This window comes from Anoxybacillus andreesenii (assembly GCF_030813005.1).
GTDB classification, from domain to species: domain Bacteria; phylum Bacillota; class Bacilli; order Bacillales; family Cytobacillaceae; genus Robertmurraya; species Robertmurraya andreesenii.
Genome location: NZ_JAUSTU010000031.1, coordinates 1 through 13,547, shown reverse-complemented (window position 1 = coordinate 13,547; position 13,547 = coordinate 1). Strand labels below are relative to the sequence as shown.

The following is a 13,547-nucleotide window of genomic DNA, read 5'->3' as shown; positions in this document are numbered from 1 at the left end:
TCTAAAAAATTAAACGATTAAATAGGTTAATAGACTAAGACAAATAGATGTGACAAGCATTGCAATAAGGGGCTTGAGGGCTTTTGTTCTGAGGTCATGGAGACTAACGTTCAAACCAAGACCGACCATAGCAGCCGTCAAACTCCAGGTTGTGATGCTTGACACCCCATTCATCGCCTCTGTTGTTACGGGAATATGGGTTCCCAGAATATAGCTTCCGAAAAGACTCATTAGAATGAAGCCGATTAAAAACCATGGGAATGGGATTTTGTTATCGGATGTTGGCTGATGCTCCTTTTTCCTTTTGATTACATACATGATTATAAAGCATAGTGGAACGAGTAAAAATACCCTCCCCAGTTTTGCAAGTAGGCCAACGGCAAGCGCATCCTCACCACCAGGGGCAGCGGCCAAGGCGACATGGGCAAGCTCATGTAAACTCATACCTGACCAGATTCCATATTGAATCGGAGACAGCGGCAAAATAGGCCGTAGCAGGGTATAGGTAACGGCAAAAATCGTTCCGACGAGCGCAATAATTCCTACCCCCATCGCCGTATCCTCTTCTTTTGCCTTAATAATCGGAGCAACAGCCGCAATGGCCGCGGCACCACATACCCCTGTTCCCACACCTAATAATAAAGAGATCATCTTATTGGCCTTAAAAACTTTGGCAAGGGCCATTGTTGCGACGATAGCAAAAGCAATCACACCGGCATCGCGAATGAGCAGACCGATCCCATCGTTGAATACCGTATGGATATTTAGCTTTAAGCCATACAATATGATCGCAAAGCGCAATAGCTTCTTTGTTGAAAATGAAATGCCTTCACGAAGTGCCTCGGGATACCCAAAAAACTGCCGATAGATAATGGCAAGAAGGATCGCACAGGCTAATAAACCGACATGGTCAAATCCGGGTAACTTGGCCAGTAAGGAACCGGTATAAGCAATCACAAAGGTGAAGGAAACCCCCATCATCCAAAGCATCATTTTCTTATTCAATTCTGCTTTCAACGCTGTTTTTTCTAACTCCAATATTTTCACTCCAATCAAAAACCTTTCAAACTAATAATAATCGTCGATTGACGATAAGGAAAATAATTATATATTATCCTATTAATAAGTAAATACTTATCATAGGGAGGAGAGCCAAGATGGATCAGCATTTGCTTGTGTTTGTGACAGTTGTGGAGAAAGAAAGCTTTTCACGGGCAGCGGAAGCCTTGCATATGACGCAGCCTGCTGTAAGCCAGTACATTCAAGTTTTGGAGAATACATATGGGGTAAAGCTGCTTGATCGAAATAATAAGTTTGTTCGCTTAAATAAAGCAGGGGAAATTGTTTACTTCCACGCGAAGGAAATATTAGGGCTCTATACCAAAATGCAAGGCCTTATGGATGATCTGACAAATCGGGCAAGCGGATCCTTGTCCATCGGGGCCAGTTATACATTTGGAGAATATGTTCTCCCGCATTTTATCGCCAAATTGCATCATGAATTCCCTCTTATTAGGCCGAGTATCGTCATTGGGAACACGAGAAAAATTGCTGATTTAGTGCTCAGACATCAGCTCGATATCGGGATTATTGAAGGAAACCTGGAGAGCACTCAATTAAAGATCGATCCATTTGCAGATGATCAAATGGTTGTTGTCGCATCCACCCAGCACCGTCTTGCATGGCTGGAGGGAGAAGTAGCTGCATCTGAGCTGGAAAAGGAAACATGGCTTGTCCGCGAGGTTGGTTCTGGCACGAGAGAGGCGACAGAGAGAATCATCCGGGAACTATCTATTGCTCCGAAAGAGATGATGGAATTTGGGAGCACCCAATTAATTAAAGAATCGGTGGAATCAGGCCTTGGGATTTCCTTTCTTTCTCACCTCGCCATCCGCAAGGAATTATCGCTGGGCTTATTAAAGATCGTTCGAGTAAAAGGAACTCCTCTAAAAAGAGATTTCTCCATCGTTTTGCAGAGCGCTTTTCAAACGAAGGCATTAGAGGTATTTGTTAAGATATTGAGGGAGTCCAAGGGGTTTTGGAATTCTGAAGAAGGGTGACTTCACTAGACGGGGCACACCTGTTTTATGATAAAATAGGGTAGATTCTTAAATCTAGGCTGTTTTGAAATAGCCGATTACAATAAAGGATGTAGTTTCCGTGAAGCGATTAAATCAATTATTTTCTAAGAAAAAGAAGCTGACGGTGGAATTTTGCGAAAAAAATTTGGATCGCTTCTTAACCGAGGAGAATTTCCCGAAATATCATTCTTTTTTTAACGAAAAAAATGTCGTGTATAAAGAATATGAATGTCAAAGCAGGTGCAAGGAATGTAAGAAGTCACCCTATACGATTGTTAATGGTGAGTTTGTAGCGGCCGATAGTTCTGAGGAATTATTGGAGAAGCTGAAGGGCTATCAACGCTGACACAGTTCAATTATTCGACAAACCCATAAAATACCGCCATAATAAAGGTGTTAATACTATAAAAAATATGTAAACCAAATAAAAATGGATCGACAAAGTGGGAAAGGTGAGTTGATTTATGGACAATGTTGCTTTATTTAAAGAGGTTATGGGGAACTATCCGACGGGTGTAACCGTTGTAACAACAGTGGATGAAAATGGAACACCACTAGGCTTGACGGTCAATTCATTTGCATCTGTTTCCATCGACCCATTAATGATTCTTTGGTCGATTGATAAGAGGGTTTCCTCCTATGAGCCATTCACGAAAGCAGATAAATTTGCTGTTCATGTTTTAGCAGATGATCAGGGGGATATTTGCTCATTGTTTGCGATGAAGGGAACGGATCGCTTTGGGAGCTGTGAATGGAAAACATCAGAGCACGGACTTCCAATCATCTCTGGTGCACTAGGCGTGCTTCAATGTAAGACACACCAAGTCGTGGAAGCGGGCGACCATTCGATTCTAATTGGTGAAGTAATTGATATCGTTAGTGAGCAAAAGGATCCGCTTTTATACCACCGAAGAAAGTTTGGCAAAATTCCAAGTGAATTTTATAAATAGGCTATATTAAAGTCTGTTGTTGATTTTAGCCTTATACGTGTATGTGAACGGGTTTTATTCGGTACGAATAACTTAGAGAACGTACACGTATAAGGCGGTATGTAGATCATCAATACAATATGACAGAGCCTAAAAATAAGTAAGGGCTTTTCTAAAATACCTTTCCTCGTCGATGGGGGAGGGTTTTTCTTTTTTAGATAGGGTAGTAAAATTTGATTAGCTACAAATAATAAAATGAACTTTAATAAATGAGGTGTAGTAATGGGTCTTGAAGTGAGCCAAGATGCGGCCAAATGGTATAAGGAAGAAATGGATTTACAGGACGGCGACTTTGTCCAATTTTTCATGAAATTATATGGAGGGATTCCGACGGAGCATCCAAATTATTTCCTGGGTGTATCGGTCGGTCAGGAAGGAACGATCGATGTTCAGACCACAGTTGAAGGAATCACCTTTTATTTCAATGACAAAGATTCGTGGTTCCTGGATGAATATGATATGAAGATAGAAGAGAAAAACGGTGATGTGGAGTTTGTTTTTAATAAAAAATAATCGCATGATTACATATTGGTAAGATGAAGCTCAGAGTTCTGCTCTGGGCTATTTTTTTTAGTGTTCTGTACCATTGTCCCCCGAAGTTAGTGAGTCAGGGTGTGTTCGGTAGCCAATAGGCGTTCTTGTCTCCCGAAGGAAGAGAGTAAGAGCTTGTTCGGTCGCCGACAGGCCCTCTTGCCCCCCAAAGGAATAGAATCAGAGCTTGCTCCGTCGCCAATTGACCCATCTCCTAAGGAAAGTTTTTATTTTCGCCATAAAAAATAAAAAAATTGTTTCCCAAAATGCTTTCAATTAATATATACTATATACAATTAAGTATAACACATTTATCCAAAATGCTTTGATATAACATATCATTTTTTAACTAGAGGGTGGTGGAATTGAAGCTTACCAAGCGGCAAGAGGAAATTCTTCAAATTGTGAAAGAGGAAGGCCCGATTCCCGGCAAGCTAATTGCTGAAAGACTATCGTTAAAAAGAGCAACATTAAGACCAGATCTCGCAATTTTAACAATGGCGGGGAACTTAGAAGCACGTACCCGTGTAGGATATAGCTACAAGGAGATTGAAGGCGAGAAGTATTCGAAGTGGTTTGAAGAGCATTTTGTTCGTGAGTACAAAGCCCATCCGATTGTCGTCAAGAATTCTACCTCTGTCTATGATGCCATCGTCCAAATTTTTCTTAAAGACGTAGGGGCGATCTTTGTTGTTAATGAGGAGGGCCATCTTTCTGGAGTTATTTCAAGAAAGGACCTCTTGAGGGCTTGTATGGGAAATCAGGACCTCCATGGTATTCCGGTAAGTGTCATTATGACGAGGATGCCGAAGATTATTACGGTTAAGCCTGGGGACACCCTACTTCTAGCAGCGAAAAAAATGATTGAACATCATATTGATTCCCTGCCAGTCGTGCAGGAAATTGACAAAGGGACCCATACATATAAGGTCGTTGGGCGTATCACAAAGACAACCATCTCTCGTGCTTTTATAGAATTAGCTGAACGCTAGAAATACTATTTCGTTTAAGGTAGAAATTTTATAGACGAATTCGACCCTAACAAAAATAGGAGTGAAGATCATTTGGAAGTAAAGGAATGCGTATACGTTGTCTCTGATTCAGTAGGAGAGACAGCTGATTTGGTGGTAAAAGCTGTTGCTACACAATTTAATGGGGGATTTGTTGAAATTAAGCGCAACGCTTTCGTTGAGGATACTGAAGATATCGAAGACTTGATCATAATGGCGAAGCAAGGTCCCTCGATTATTGCCTATACCATTGTGATTCCTGCTCTTAAGGAATATCTCGACAAAAGAGTGAAGGAGGAGGGGTTAGTCGCAGTTGATTTGCTCCATCCGCTCATGGATGCATTCAGCGGGACCTTCCACAAGAATCCAAAAAATCAACCGAAGCTTATGAGACAGCTGGATGACTCCTATTTTAGAAAAATTGAAGCGATTGAATTTGCGGTTAAGTATGATGATGGTCGTGACCCGAGAGGTCTTCTGTATGCCGATATCGTTCTAGTCGGTGTTTCTAGAACATCAAAAACACCTTTATCTATGTATCTAGCACATAAATGCTATAAGGTTGCCAATGTCCCTTTGGTGCCGGAAGTAGCTCCTCCCGATGAAATCTATCAAATTCCGAGGGGGAAATGTGTTGGTCTTATCATTAGTCCAGACAAGCTGAATTCTATCCGAAAGGAACGCTTGAAGAATCTTGGTTTAACCTCTCAGGCTAATTATGCCAGTTTTGAGCGCATCCTCGAGGAACTAGACTATGCAGAGAAAATCATGAAAAGAATTGGCTGCCCGGTTATCAACGTATCCAATAAGGCAATCGAGGAAACAGCCGATTACATCCTTAATGTCCTGAAGAAAGAGAGGAATTCATAATCATGAAAAAATTTGTTTATATGTTCAACGAAGGCAACAGCGGAATGAAGGAGCTACTAGGAGGAAAAGGGGCGAACCTAGCTGAAATGACCTCTATTGGCTTACCTGTTCCCTATGGATTTACGATCTCGACAGAAGCCTGCAATGATTATTATGAGGCAGGAAAAATGGTCTCACCAGAGGTAAAGGATCAAATTCTTCAGTCTTTAGCTAGATTAGAAGAAAACACAGGCAAGCGCCTCGGGGACCCATCCAACCCACTGCTTGTGTCCGTTCGTTCAGGCTCTGTATTCTCAATGCCAGGGATGATGGATACGATTCTTAACCTTGGAATGAATGATGAAACGGTTGAAGGAATGGCCCAGCTTACCAATAATCCACGCTTTGCCTACGACTCTTATCGTCGTTTCATTCAAATGTTCTCAGATGTTGTGCTCGAGGTAGATGTCTATTTCTTTGAACAGCTTCTTGAGGATTACAGAGAGAACAAGGGGTATACTTCTGACCCTGAGCTTACTGCTGAAGACTGGCAGGAAGTAATTGCTGGCTATAAGAAAATTGTCAAGGAACGTACAAGAAAGGACTTTCCGCAGGAGCCAAAGGAGCAGCTATTCCTCTCCATTAATGCGGTGTTTGATTCCTGGAACAATCAACGTGCGATTGTATATCGCCGCCTCAACAAGATTCCTGATCATTTGGGAACAGCGGTTAATATACAAAGCATGGTGTTCGGTAATACTGGAAATGATTCTGGTACTGGGGTGGCTTTTACAAGAAATCCATCGACTGGGGAAAATGTCCTCTACGGAGAATATTTAATTAATGCACAGGGTGAAGACGTGGTTGCTGGAATTCGTACTCCAGAGCCGATTGCTACACTTGAAAGCGAAATGCCAGACGTATATAAGCAATTCTCTGAAACTTGCCATCTATTAGAACAGCATTACCAAGATATGCAGGATATCGAGTTCACCGTGGAACGAGGTAAGCTCTTTATTCTTCAAACAAGAACAGGAAAAAGAACAGCTCAAGCTGCGATTCGCATTGCAGTTGAAATGGTCGAAGAAGGCATTATTGATAAAAATACCGCTCTTCTTCGCGTCGATCCTGATCAATTGAATCAGCTTCTGCATCGTCGCATTGACGAATCTGCTGTGCGTACCCAGCTTGCAAAAGGATTGCCAGCTTCTCCAGGAGCAGCAACTGGGGCGGTTGTGTTTGATGCAGATGAAGCAGAGGAGCTCGGAAACGAAGGTAAAAAAGTGATTCTTGTCCGTCCGGAAACAACGCCTGATGACATTCACGGAATTATTGCAGCCCAAGCAGTGGTTACAAGCCGTGGCGGAATGACGAGCCATGCTGCTGTTGTCGCAAGAGGAATGGGGAAAGCCTGCATCTGTGGCTGTGAAGCTTTGAAAATTGATTTGAAGGCTAGACAGTTCCGTGTTGGTGAAACGATCGTGAACCATGGAGATATTATTACGATTGACGGCGCAACTGGCGAAATCATGCTTGGGGAAATCCCGATGATCGAGCCTCAGCTATCTGATGAATTCCAGCTTCTTCTGCAATGGGCAGATGATGCAAGAAAGCTTGGAGTTCGCGCGAATGCTGATAATCCAGAGGATGCGAAGAAGGCATTTGAATTTGGCGCAGGCGGGATCGGACTATGCCGTACAGAGCATATGTTCATGGATGCGAAGCGGGTTCCAATTGTGCAAAAAATGATTTTAGCCGAGAACTATGAAGAGCGAAGTGCAGCATTAGCAGAGCTCCTACCAATGCAGCAAGGCGATTTTGAAGGAATCTTTGAAGCGATGCAAGGGTTACCGGTGACGATTCGCTTACTCGATCCTCCACTTCATGAATTCTTGCCAGATAAGGAAGAGCTTTTAGTCGAGGTAACGAAGCTACAAATTCTAAATCCTGATTCAGAGGAATTAGCTCAAAAAGAACTCCTGCTAAAAAAGGTACGCCAGCTCGATGAATTCAACCCAATGCTTGGTCACCGTGGCTGCCGACTTGGTATGATTTATCCAGAAATCTATGAAATGCAGGCAAAAGCCATTTTCTATGCGATTGCGACCCTATCCGAAAAAGGTATGTCAGTAAAACCTGAAATCATGATTCCTTTAGTCGGACATGTCAATGAGTTAAAGGAAATGCGTCAGCTCGTTGTTGATGCGGCATTAAAGGTGCAAGAAGAAACAGGCTATCCGTTTGACTATATGATTGGAACGATGATTGAAATTCCACGAGCGGCTTTAACAGCAGATCAAATTGCCGAGGAAGCGGATTTCTTCTCATTCGGTACCAATGATTTAACACAAACAACTTTCGGATACAGCCGTGACGATGCAGAAGGAAAATTCCTTCAAGCCTACATCGAGAACAAGGTGCTTCCGGATAATCCATTCGCCGTTCTAGATCAAGAGGGTGTCGGAAAGCTAGTTGAAACAGGGGTGAAGCTAGGCCGTAAAACAAAGCCACAGCTTAAGACCGGGATTTGCGGTGAGCATGGTGGAGAGAAAAGCTCAATCGAATTCTGCTACAATACAGGGCTAGATTATGTCAGCTGCTCCCCATATCGTGTTCCACTTGCTAGACTAGCGGCTGCCCAAGCAACGATTCGTAAGACGTTAGCTGAAGTAGTAACGGTATAAGAATAAAACAAACGAACTCGCTACATATTAGCAGCGAGTTCGTTTTTTCATATTTGGCTATGTTTGATGCTAGGCTTATACGTGCACGTGAACGGGTTCTTTTCAGTACGAGTAACTTAGTAAACGTACCACGTATAAGATAGAAAAGCGACTCAATACTCAAAAAATCCTCACATTTCCACTTGATACACCCACTTCAATCTCATGCTTGCCACTACCGTGGGAGCCCTTGATTCTGTGATTATCCTGTTTTTTGATCGCTAATGGGAAATCACAGGAGATGTTCCCTGATCCCGTCTCTCCATCTAGGGTGAAATCGGCCTGATCAGGAAGATCCAGTTCAACCGATCCAGAGCTTACGTCTATTTGAATGGAATCCTTAAGCTCAGACATTTGAACTACAAGCCTTCCGGAAGACAAATCAGCATTCAATTCCCCAGCATAATCGGTCATTTTCACTTTCCCAGAACTAATGTCGATGGAGCTTGAGTTAGACACGAGAGAATGTACGGTTAAATTTCCTGAAGAAGCATCGTGAACAAACGTATCAACCTGTAGATTTTCAAGATTTACATTCCCAGAGCTCATATCAACAGTCAAATTATCTAGCTCATAGGGTTGCTTAGCTGATTTTCCTGATAAGCTCATATTCCCTGAACCAACATCAAGGAGCATATCTTTGTTGTAATCCTCCGGTACGTATACAGTTAGCTTAGCAGTATTGAAAAATGGGACCCACTCAAACCAGCTTTTTTTGTGCTTTACAGTCACCGTATCACCCTTTTGGTCAACTGATAATTTTCCTCTTCCCTTCAAGACAGCCTCTAGGTTGTCACGTTTTTCTGGAATAATGGTTAAACTAGCAGAAGCAATATCGAATTCAATCGTATCAATTCGGTTTGTGATTTCCGCCTTTGTTTGTTCCTTCCCGAATAATGCAGGGAAGTTTCCCATGATTGATGTGAATAAAAGGTAACCACCTACAATGATTAAAAAAATCACAAGAATTTTTTTCAACTTCATACCCTTCTTTCCTACTTGTTAGTACCATCATACCCGACGACAAAGAAATGTTCATTGTTCTATAGCTTTATTTTTGACTAAGTCTAGGGTCTTAGAGTTGTTTTTTCGTTTCGCAAATATATCTGGTTGTTCGCAAAAAAGATCATTTTTCCGCAAATACTTTCAACTGTTCATAAAAAGTTCACTTTACATAGGTTAGGGGGGTATAGTAATATCTTAAGTGAAGGAGGTTTTGTGCATGGATACATTGAATGAACCTCAAGAAAAGGATCAAGAATGTTGTCATGATCATCGAAAAAGTCATCACTCAGAAAAAACCAAGAAAAATCTGACGACAAGATTGAACCGTATCGAGGGTCAGATTCGCGGGATAAAGGGACTTATCGAGAAGGATACTTATTGTGATGATGTCATCACGCAAATTGCCGCAACTACGGCAGCATTGAATGGCGTGGCGAAGCTCCTTCTAGAAGCCCATATGAAAAGCTGTATTCTAGAAAGAGTTCAAGATGGGGATCATGAAGCTCTTGATGAGTTACTTATAACGATTCAAAAGCTTATGAAAAAATAAAATTAATGAGAAAGAAGGATTTACTATGTCAAATGTTGTTCTTAATGTAAAAGGAATGTCTTGTGGTCACTGTGTAAAAGCGGTCGAAGGTAGCGTTGGCAAGCTTCAAGGAGTAAATACTGTTAAGGTAAATTTAGAAGAGGGTACTGTAGCAGTTGATTATAATCATGATGAAGTAACTGTTGATAAAATCAAGGAAACCATCGATGATCAAGGCTATGATGTAGAATAACTCCTAGGGACGTGCTACAGGGTTAGCACGTTCTTTATCGCTAAAAATATACCCATAAGGGGTATGAGAGGAAGAGAGAGTTATGGGTGCTTTGAAAGAAACCAGTATGCAAATAACCGGTATGACCTGTGCGGCGTGTTCCGCTCGGATCGAGAAGGGCTTACGAAAGCTTGATGGAGTCGAGGAAGCGAATGTGAACTTAGCCCTTGAACGCTCATCTGTCAAATATGATCCACAGGTAACAACGGTAGAAGTGATTCAACAAAAGGTTCGGGACTTAGGTTATGGTGTCGTCAATGAAAAGGCGGAGTTTGAGATTACGGGAATGACCTGTGCGGCCTGCTCCTCCAGGATTGAAAAGGGACTGAACAAGCTCGAGGGTGTATCCAAGGCCAATGTTAATCTAGCCATGGAAAAAGCAACAGTCGAGTATAATCCTTCTGAGCTCTCAGCAACTGATATCATTAAGAAAGTGCAGGATTTAGGGTATGGAGCATCCGTAAAGGAAGATCAGAAAGAAGGCGTAGATCATCGGGAACTGGAAATCAAAAAACAGACGAGAAAATTTGTTTTTGCTGTCATCCTCTCCCTTCCATTGCTATGGACGATGGTCGGCCATTTTTCATTTACATCCTTCATCTATGTTCCAGAATTTCTCATGAATCCATGGGTGCAGCTTCTACTCGCTACCCCTGTTCAGTTCATTATCGGAAAGCAATTCTATGTAGGTGCCTATAAGGCACTGAAAAATAAGAGTGCAAACATGGATGTTCTCGTTGCACTTGGAACCTCGGCTGCCTATTTTTACAGCTTATACTTATCGATTCGATCTATCGGGATGCACGGACATACACCAGAGCTTTACTATGAAACGAGTGCAATCTTAATTACGTTAATTATTCTTGGCAAGCTGTTCGAGGCAAAGGCAAAGGGTCGTTCCTCTGAAGCCATCAAGAAGCTGATGGGACTACAAGCGAAGACTGCCATCGTAGAGCGCGATGGAGTAGAAATAGAAATACCTTTAGAAGAAGTCGTAACTGGAGATATTTTTCATGTCAAGCCTGGAGAAAAAATACCGGTCGATGGAGTGATTAAAGAAGGTCAGTCTGCCATTGACGAATCGATGTTAACAGGGGAAAGTGTTCCCGTTGATAAAACAGTGGGCGATGAGGTTATTGGGGCGACGATTAACAAGAACGGATTCCTTAAAGTGGAGGCAACAAAGGTTGGAAAGGATACGGCTTTAGCCCAAATCATTAAGGTGGTTGAGGAAGCACAGGGCTCTAAGGCTCCAATCCAAAGATTAGCCGATAAGATTTCAGGCGTCTTTGTACCGATCGTCGTGGGACTTGCGGTTGTGACCTTTTTCATTTGGTTCCTCTTCGTGACACCAGGTGATTTTGCCGAAAGCCTTGAAAAAATGATTGCGGTTCTCGTCATTGCCTGCCCATGTGCATTAGGTCTTGCAACTCCAACCTCGATTATGGCGGGTTCAGGTCGCTCCGCTGAATTTGGCATTCTTTTCAAAGGTGGAGAGCATTTAGAAATGACACACCGAATTACAACGGTTGTGTTAGATAAAACAGGGACGGTAACAAATGGTACTCCTGTCTTAACAGATGTGATCACGGATAGGAATGAAGAGGAATTCCTTGCTCTTGTAGGAAGTGCAGAGAGAAAATCAGAGCATCCCCTTGCTCAAGCCATTGTGGAAGGGATTAAGGAAAAAGGAATTTCTTTAAAAGAAGTGGCTGATTTTGAAGCCATTCCTGGCTTTGGGATTAGAGCGGTGGTTGATGGTAGTGAAATCTTAGTCGGTACAAGAAAATTAATGACAAGAAATCAAATTGTCATCGATCATGCTCTAACACAAATGGAAGTCTTAGAAAGAGAAGGAAAAACAGCTATGCTCGCCTCAGTAAATGGTCAATTTGCTGGAATTGTCGCCGTAGCTGATACCATTAAAGAGACCTCCGTAGCTGCGATTGCACGCCTGAAGGATATGGGACTAGATGTGATTATGATTACTGGTGACAACCAAGAAACGGCAAAGGCGATTGCGAATCGGGTAGGAATTGAGCATTATATCGCAGAAGTGCTTCCAGAAGGAAAAGCCGATGAAGTGAAGAAGCTTCAGAAAGAAGGCAAAAAAGTGGCGATGGTGGGCGACGGGATCAATGATGCCCCAGCATTAGCGGTGGCGGATATCGGTATGGCGATCGGAACGGGAACGGACGTGGCGATGGAGGCTGCTGATATTACCCTTATTCGAGGGGACTTAAATAGTATCGCGGACGCCATTTTTATGAGCCGGAAGACCATCAACAACATTAAACAAAACCTCTTCTGGGCGTTTGGTTATAACACCATTGGTATTCCAATTGCAGCAGCAGGTTTTCTCGCTCCTTGGCTTGCGGGAGCGGCGATGGCATTTAGCTCCGTTTCAGTTGTGCTTAATGCTTTGCGACTCCAAAAAGTAAAGCTGTAAAAGCTATCAAAAAAGCTATCGATCGAATCGGTAGCTTTTTTTGAGGTTAGATGCAATAATTAACACTATCAATATATACTTTACTGGATTTGGAAATGGAGGAAGGATAATGGAGTTAATGGAAGCGCTTAGAACGAGGAGAAGTATTGGTAGAGTACTTGATAAAGAGGTGCCTAAGGAGTTGATTGAGAAAATAATAGAAGCAGCTACATGGGCACCCAACCATTTTAAAACAGAGCCTTGGAGATTTTTCGTTCTAACAGGCGATGGCAGGAAGCGGTTAGGTGAGACCCTTGCAAGGATTGCTGAAAGAGATATGGATGATCCGACTACAGATGAGAATCAAGCTAAGCTGGAGAGAGCAAGAAATAACCCATTTCGGGCACCTCTTGTCATTGTGGCAGCAGTCGAACCAAGCGATGATCCCCGCGTGATTTTAAAGGAAGAATATGCAGCCGTGAATGCTGGAATCCAAAATATGCTTCTAGCGGCCCACTCACTAGGATTAGGAGCGGTTTGGCGTACAGGCAAGCCATGCTATGATCAAGAAATGAGTCAGTCATTCGGCCTTTCCGACAAAGGTGAAGTGGTGGGCTTTATCTATATTGGCTACCCAGATTTGGAACCGCCTGCACGAAATCGTAAATCTATTGATGAAGTAACGACATGGATATCAACGGACTGATTTATTATTTCCCGACAGAAGACTCCCCCTTCAATCGTGCGAAGGGCATAGCCCAACGATAAGTGGGAGATGAATGTCGGTTGGCTGTAGCCAAAATCCCCCAAATATGGTAAAATAGGAACGTATATTCGTTTGGAGGTGAAAAAAATGCTAGTCAACAAAGCCTATAAATTCCGTATCTATCCAACTAAAGAACAGGAAATCCTCATAGCCAAGACGATCGGATGCAGTCGTTTTGTGTTCAATCGCTTTTTGGGACAATGGAATGATACCTACAAAGAGACCGGTAAGGGATTAACCTACGATTCTTGTTCTGCTGAACTAACACAGTTAAAAAAGGAATTAGTATGGCTAAAAGAAGTTGATAGCATTGCTCTACAATCCTCACTGAAAAACCTCGCTGA

At 42.5% G+C, this 13,547-nt stretch carries 15 protein-coding genes; 12 read left to right on the top strand and 3 right to left on the bottom strand.

Translation table 11 applies throughout. The features are described 5' to 3' along the window. Positions 1-9: 9 nt before the first annotated feature. The gene (locus J2S07_RS19255; protein WP_307152048.1) at positions 10-993 is read right to left on the bottom strand and encodes a YeiH family protein; all 984 of its coding nucleotides are present in this window, start codon (positions 991-993) and stop codon (positions 10-12) included. Between the two features lie 164 nt (positions 994-1,157). Here J2S07_RS19255 and J2S07_RS19250 point away from each other — a divergent pair, with 164 nt between their 5' ends. The 4 genes from J2S07_RS19250 (at position 1,158) to J2S07_RS19235 (ending at position 3,583) form a co-directional block, all read left to right on the top strand. Then, positions 1,158-2,060 carry a LysR family transcriptional regulator gene (locus tag J2S07_RS19250; RefSeq protein WP_307152027.1) on the top strand — a complete coding sequence of 301 codons (903 nt, stop codon included), beginning with the start codon at positions 1,158-1,160 and terminating at the stop codon, positions 2,058-2,060. Between the two features lie 100 nt (positions 2,061-2,160). Further along, the gene (locus J2S07_RS19245) at positions 2,161-2,427 is read left to right on the top strand and encodes a DUF1450 domain-containing protein (RefSeq protein WP_307152026.1); all 267 of its coding nucleotides are present in this window, start codon (positions 2,161-2,163) and stop codon (positions 2,425-2,427) included. 118 nt (positions 2,428-2,545) lie between these two features. Beyond that, the gene (locus J2S07_RS19240; RefSeq protein WP_307152025.1) at positions 2,546-3,031 is read left to right on the top strand and encodes a flavin reductase family protein; all 486 of its coding nucleotides are present in this window, start codon (positions 2,546-2,548) and stop codon (positions 3,029-3,031) included. Between the two features lie 261 nt (positions 3,032-3,292). Beyond that, positions 3,293-3,583 carry a HesB/YadR/YfhF family protein gene (locus tag J2S07_RS19235; RefSeq protein WP_307152024.1) on the top strand — a complete coding sequence of 97 codons (291 nt, stop codon included), beginning with the start codon at positions 3,293-3,295 and terminating at the stop codon, positions 3,581-3,583. Positions 3,584-3,677: 94 nt separating this feature from the next. On the opposite strand, the gene J2S07_RS19230 is transcribed toward J2S07_RS19235, so the two are convergent. After that, complete coding sequence (locus tag J2S07_RS19230) at positions 3,678-3,803, bottom strand: hypothetical protein (RefSeq protein ID WP_307152023.1); 126 nt, start codon at positions 3,801-3,803, stop codon at positions 3,678-3,680. Between the two features lie 157 nt (positions 3,804-3,960). On the opposite strand from J2S07_RS19230, the gene ccpN reads away from it, so the two are divergent. The 3 genes from ccpN (at position 3,961) to ppdK (ending at position 8,144) form a co-directional block, all read left to right on the top strand. Continuing rightward, positions 3,961-4,593, top strand: coding sequence for a transcriptional regulator CcpN (ccpN, locus tag J2S07_RS19225; RefSeq protein WP_307152022.1), 633 nt, complete (start codon positions 3,961-3,963; stop codon positions 4,591-4,593). 72 nt (positions 4,594-4,665) lie between these two features. Next, positions 4,666-5,481 carry a pyruvate, water dikinase regulatory protein gene (locus J2S07_RS19220; protein ID WP_307152021.1) on the top strand — a complete coding sequence of 272 codons (816 nt, stop codon included), beginning with the start codon at positions 4,666-4,668 and terminating at the stop codon, positions 5,479-5,481. Positions 5,482-5,483: 2 nt separating this feature from the next. Next, on the top strand, positions 5,484-8,144 hold the full coding sequence (gene ppdK / locus J2S07_RS19215) for a pyruvate, phosphate dikinase (RefSeq protein ID WP_307152020.1): 2,661 nt from the start codon (positions 5,484-5,486) through the stop codon (positions 8,142-8,144). A 159-nt stretch (positions 8,145-8,303) separates the two neighbouring features. Here the strand turns inward: ppdK and liaG are convergent, their stop codons facing one another. Beyond that, the gene (gene liaG, locus J2S07_RS19210) at positions 8,304-9,161 is read right to left on the bottom strand and encodes a LiaG family protein (protein WP_307152019.1); all 858 of its coding nucleotides are present in this window, start codon (positions 9,159-9,161) and stop codon (positions 8,304-8,306) included. 244 nt (positions 9,162-9,405) lie between these two features. On the opposite strand from liaG, the gene J2S07_RS19205 reads away from it, so the two are divergent. From J2S07_RS19205 to J2S07_RS19185, 5 genes are all read left to right on the top strand, one after another. Then, a complete protein-coding gene (locus J2S07_RS19205; RefSeq protein WP_307152018.1) occupies positions 9,406-9,738 on the top strand; it encodes a metal-sensitive transcriptional regulator in 333 nt (110 codons plus the stop codon). Between the two features lie 25 nt (positions 9,739-9,763). After that, positions 9,764-9,970 carry a copper chaperone CopZ gene (gene copZ, locus J2S07_RS19200; RefSeq protein WP_307152017.1) on the top strand — a complete coding sequence of 69 codons (207 nt, stop codon included), beginning with the start codon at positions 9,764-9,766 and terminating at the stop codon, positions 9,968-9,970. Positions 9,971-10,052: 82 nt separating this feature from the next. Beyond that, positions 10,053-12,458, top strand: coding sequence for a heavy metal translocating P-type ATPase (locus J2S07_RS19195; RefSeq protein ID WP_307152016.1), 2,406 nt, complete (start codon positions 10,053-10,055; stop codon positions 12,456-12,458). A gap of 109 nt (positions 12,459-12,567) precedes the next feature. After that, on the top strand, positions 12,568-13,143 hold the full coding sequence (locus J2S07_RS19190) for a nitroreductase family protein (protein WP_307152015.1): 576 nt from the start codon (positions 12,568-12,570) through the stop codon (positions 13,141-13,143). Between the two features lie 147 nt (positions 13,144-13,290). Continuing rightward, positions 13,291-13,547, top strand: a 257-nt coding sequence (locus tag J2S07_RS19185; protein ID WP_307152014.1) for a helix-turn-helix domain-containing protein, incomplete at its 3' end; no start/stop codon positions are given.

Coding starts and splice junctions, on each gene's coding strand:
- J2S07_RS19205 (WP_307152018.1), top strand. CDS start 9,406: ATGGATACATTGAATGAACCTCAAGAAAAGGATCAAGAATGTTGTCAT.
- J2S07_RS19195 (WP_307152016.1), top strand. CDS start 10,053: ATGGGTGCTTTGAAAGAAACCAGTATGCAAATAACCGGTATGACCTGT.
- J2S07_RS19235 (WP_307152024.1), top strand. CDS start 3,293: ATGGGTCTTGAAGTGAGCCAAGATGCGGCCAAATGGTATAAGGAAGAA.
- J2S07_RS19255 (WP_307152048.1), bottom strand. CDS start 993: ATGATGCTTTGGATGATGGGGGTTTCCTTCACCTTTGTGATTGCTTAT.
- J2S07_RS19250 (WP_307152027.1), top strand. CDS start 1,158: ATGGATCAGCATTTGCTTGTGTTTGTGACAGTTGTGGAGAAAGAAAGC.
- J2S07_RS19240 (WP_307152025.1), top strand. CDS start 2,546: ATGGACAATGTTGCTTTATTTAAAGAGGTTATGGGGAACTATCCGACG.
- copZ (WP_307152017.1), top strand. CDS start 9,764: ATGTCAAATGTTGTTCTTAATGTAAAAGGAATGTCTTGTGGTCACTGT.
- ppdK (WP_307152020.1), top strand. CDS start 5,484: ATGAAAAAATTTGTTTATATGTTCAACGAAGGCAACAGCGGAATGAAG.
- J2S07_RS19190 (WP_307152015.1), top strand. CDS start 12,568: ATGGAGTTAATGGAAGCGCTTAGAACGAGGAGAAGTATTGGTAGAGTA.